The sequence below is a fragment of the Nocardiopsis salina YIM 90010 genome, from assembly GCF_000341025.1.
Lineage (GTDB): Bacteria > Actinomycetota > Actinomycetes > Streptosporangiales > Streptosporangiaceae > Nocardiopsis > Nocardiopsis salina.
Window position 1 is genome coordinate 1 of record NZ_ANBF01000006.1, and the last position, 4,224, is coordinate 4,224.

Genomic DNA, 4,224 nt, shown 5'->3' on the forward strand with positions numbered 1-4,224 from the left:
TCCGCCCCCTGGGCGGGCGCCTGGCCGACACCCACGGCGGAGCCCGCGTCACCCTGTGGGTCTTCCTGGCCATGGCCGCCTGCGCCCTGGCACTGGTCGTGGCCGTCCAAGCCGCCCACCTGGTGCTCTTCGTGGGCGCCTTCGCGCTCATGTTCACCCTCACCGGCCTGGGCAACGGCTCCACCTACAAGATGATCCCCACCATCCAGCACCAGCGCGCCGAGAGCGCCATCGCCGCCGGCGCCGACCCCGAGACCACCCGCGCGGCCACCAAACGCACCGCCTCCTCCATGCTCGGCCTCATCGGCGCCGTCGGAGCCCTGGGCGGGGTCGGCGTCAACATCACCTTCCGCGAATCCTTCGCCGCCTTCGGCACCACCGCACCCGCCTTCGCCGCCTTCGCCCTGTTCTACCTGGGCTGCGCCGCCCTGACCCGATACCTGTACCTGCGCCCCCACACCACACCCACCATCCCCGCCGAGGCCGCCACCCGATGAGCACCACCCACTGCCCCTACTGCGCCCTGCAGTGCGCCATGCACCTGGAACCCGCACCCGACGGCACCCTGGCCGCCCGCCCCGCCCCCTTCCCCACCAACCGCGGCGGCCTGTGCCGCAAGGGCTGGACCGCACCCGAACTGCTCACCCACCCCGACCGCCTCACCACACCCCTGATCCGCCGCCACGGACGCCTGGAACCGGCCACCTGGGACCAGGCCCTGGACACCGCCGCCCACCACCTCAACCACCTACGCCAGACCCACGGCCCCCACGCCAACGCCGTCTTCGGCAGCGGCAGCCTGACCAACGAAAAGGCCTACCTCCTGGGCAAATTCGCCCGCCTGGCCCTGGGCACCTCACAGATCGACTACAACGGCCGCTTCTGCATGTCCTCGGCCGCAGCCGCCACCAACCACGCCTTCGGCCTCGACCGCGGACTGCCCTTCCCCCTGACCGACATCGCCACCGCCCAGGCCGTCCTGCTCGCCGGCGCCAACCCCGCCGAGACCATGCCCCCGATGATGGGCCACCTGGCCGCACCCACCCTCATCGTCATCGACCCCCGCCGCAGCGCCACCGCCCAACAAGCCCTCGACCACGGCGGACTGCACCTCGCACCCCGCCCCGGAACCGACCTGCCCCTGGCCCTGGGCCTGCTCCACGCCGCCCGCACCGCCGGGCACCTCGACCACACCTACATCGACCAGCGCACCACCGGCTTCCAGACCACCTGGGCCCAAGCCGCCGCCCACTGGCCCGAACGCACCGAAGAACTCACCGGCGTACCCGCCCACCACATCCGCGCCGCCGCCGACCTGCTCGGCCACGCCGCCCGCAACCGCTCCGCCTACGTCCTGACCGGCCGCGGCAGCGAACAACACGCCACCGGAACCGCCACCGCCGGCGCCTGGATCGACCTCGCCCTGGCCCTGGGCCTGCCCGGACGCACCGGCTCCGGCTACGGCTGCATCACCGGCCAAGGCAACGGACAAGGCGGACGCGAACACGGACAAAAAGCCGACCAGCTCCCCGGATACCGCCACATCAACGACCCCGACGCCCGCACCCGCATCGCCCACCTGTGGAACACCACCCCCGAGTCCCTGCCCGGCCCCGGCCGCTCGGCCACCGAACTCCTGGCCGCCCTGGGCACCCCCGACGGGCCCCGCTCCCTACTGGTCATGGGCTCCAACCCCGCCGTGTCCGCACCCGACACCACCCGCATCAAGCAACGCCTGGCCGCCCTGGACCACCTCATCGTCTGCGACTTCGTCCTCTCCGAAACCGCACAACAGGCCCACGTCGTCCTGCCCACAGCCCAATGGGCCGAAGAAGAGGGCACCATGACCAACCTCGAAGGCCGCCTGCTGCGCCGCACCCGCGCCCAGCACCCGCCCCCAGGGGTGCGCACCGACCTGCAGATCCTGTCCGAACTCGCCCCGCGCCTGGGCGCCGACCCCCACCAGTTCCCCCACGACGCCGACACCGTCCTGGCCGAACTCGCCCACGCCTCAGCCGGAGGACGCGCCGACTACTCCGGCATCGACCCCCACCACCTGGCCGCCGGCCACGCCCAGTACTGGCCCGCACCCGCCACCGCCGGCCCCGACACGGACCCGGTGCCCTCCACACCCCGCCTGTTCCTGGACACCTTCGCCCACCCCGACGGCCGCGCCCGGTTCAGCACACCCACCCACCACGGCCCCGCAGAGACCACCGACACCCACTACCCCCTCTGGGCCACCACCGGACGCCTGCTGGGCCACTACCAATCCGGCGCCCAGACCCGCCGCATCACAGAACTGGCCACCACCGACCCCGAGGCCACCGTCCAGATCCACCCCGACACCGCCACCCACCACGGCCTGACCCACGGCGACCACGCCCAGGTCACCTCACGCCGGGGCACCATGACCGCCCGCGTGCACACCACACCCACCGCACGCCACGACACCGTCTTCGTGCCCTTCCACTACGCCAACGACCAGGCCGCCAACACCCTCACCCAGCACGCCCTGGACCCCACCAGCCGCATGCCCGAATTCAAGGTCAGCGCCGTACGCATCACCCCCGCCCCCGACCCCGCCACGGAAGGACGCCCATGAGCAGCCGCCCCCGCCACATCGCCCTGGTCGGCCACGGCATGGTCGGCTCCCGCTTCACCGAAGAGATCACCCGCCTGGACCCCCACGGCACCCGCGTACGCCTGACCGCCGTGGGCACCGAACCCGGCCCCGCCTACAACCGCATCCTGCTCCCGCACGTACTGGCCGGACACCACACCGACCACACCATCGCCCTGCCCCACACCCCGGCCGAGCACGTCAGGATCCGCACCGACACCACCGCCACCCACCTGGACCCAGGCGCCCGCACCCTCACCCTGGACGAGGGCACCCACCTGCACTACGACGAACTCGTCCTGGCCACCGGCGCCCACGCCCGCCTACCCCCCGTACCCGGCCTGCGCGAGAGCGACGGCACCCCCGGCCCCGGCGTCAGCGCCCTGCGCGAGGCCGCCGACTGCCGCCGCATCACCTCCCTGCTCGAACCCGGCGCCCCCGCCGTCGTCCTGGGCGGGGGAGTCCTCGGTCTGGAGACCGCCCGCGGCCTGGCCGAAGCCGGCGTCCGCGTGCACCTGGTGGAGTCCTCACCCTGGATCATGCGCCGCCAGATCGACCGCGGCGCCGCACGCATCCTCACCCGCCTCTACACCGACCTGGGCGTACAAGTGCACACCTGGCGCGTGGCCGCACGGTGGATCCCCGGAACCGGACTGGAACTGGACGACGGCCACGTCCTGGCCGCCGACGCCTGCATCGTCACCGCCGGGGTGGCACCCACCACCGCCCTGGCCGAGCAGGCCGGACTGGCCACCGACCACGGCATCGTCGTCGACGACCACCTGGCCACCTCCCACCCGCGCGTGCACGCCATCGGCGACTGCGCCCGCCACCCCGGCGCCCCCGCCGGGCTCGTGGCCCCCGGATGGGAACAAGCCGCAGTGCTGGCCCGCCGCCTGAGCGGAACCGACCCCGGCGCCACCTACACCGGCACCCGACCCGTCACCCGCCTCAAAGCCACCGGCATCGACCTGACCGCCTTCGGACAGGTCGACACCGACCCCGACCGCCCCGACCCCGACGCCGGGGACACGGTCACCGTCACCGACCCGCGCACCGGACGCTACGGCGCCCTGACCGTGACCGACGGTCGCATCCAGGGCGCCGTCCTGCTCGGCTTCCCCGAGGCCGCCGCCACCCTGGCCCAGATGTACGAGACCGGCGCCCCGCCCCCGCAGGACCTGCTCGCCCTGCTGCAGGGGCTTCCCTCGGCCCTGGGCCACAGCCAGGAGGAAGCGGAGCAGGACCCGCTGGTGTGCCGGTGCAACGCCGTGCGCCGCAGCGACATCGAAGCCGCCCTGGACCAGGGCGCCGCCGACCGGGCAGCCGTGGCCCAGCGCACCCGCGCCACCACCGGCTGCGGGGGCTGCACACGCCAGGTCCAGGACCTCATCGAGGCCCGACCCGCCCCCGCCACCCGGTGAAGACCACCGGACAAGGTCGCTGCCACGGTGTTCCCGGCCGGTGGACAACCCACCGGGACCCGGACCCCCGATGTGCGATGTTGCCCAGCAACCCGGGGCCGGCCACATCCCGAGGCGCCTGGCGCTGGGCCGGCTCCTGGCCGGCGCCGCCGTGTTGAGCACGATCGTTGCGGCCCG

At 73.6% G+C, this 4,224-nt stretch carries 2 protein-coding genes and 1 pseudogene; all 3 read left to right on the top strand.

Annotated features, from left to right (window positions below):
• Nucleotides 1-497 (top strand): annotated as a pseudogene (locus D474_RS0100855) (MFS transporter); the annotation flags it as partial.
• Nucleotides 494-2,605, top strand: coding sequence for a molybdopterin oxidoreductase family protein (locus D474_RS0100860; protein ID WP_017611713.1), 2,112 nt, complete (start codon nucleotides 494-496; stop codon nucleotides 2,603-2,605). The pseudogene D474_RS0100855 and the gene D474_RS0100860, both read left to right, overlap by 4 nt.
• Entirely contained in the window at nucleotides 2,602-4,047 is a 1,446-nt protein-coding gene (locus D474_RS0100865; protein ID WP_017611714.1) for an FAD-dependent oxidoreductase, read from the top strand. Before D474_RS0100860 ends, D474_RS0100865 begins: the two co-directional genes overlap by 4 nt.
• The last annotated feature ends 177 nt before the right edge of the window (nucleotides 4,048-4,224 follow it).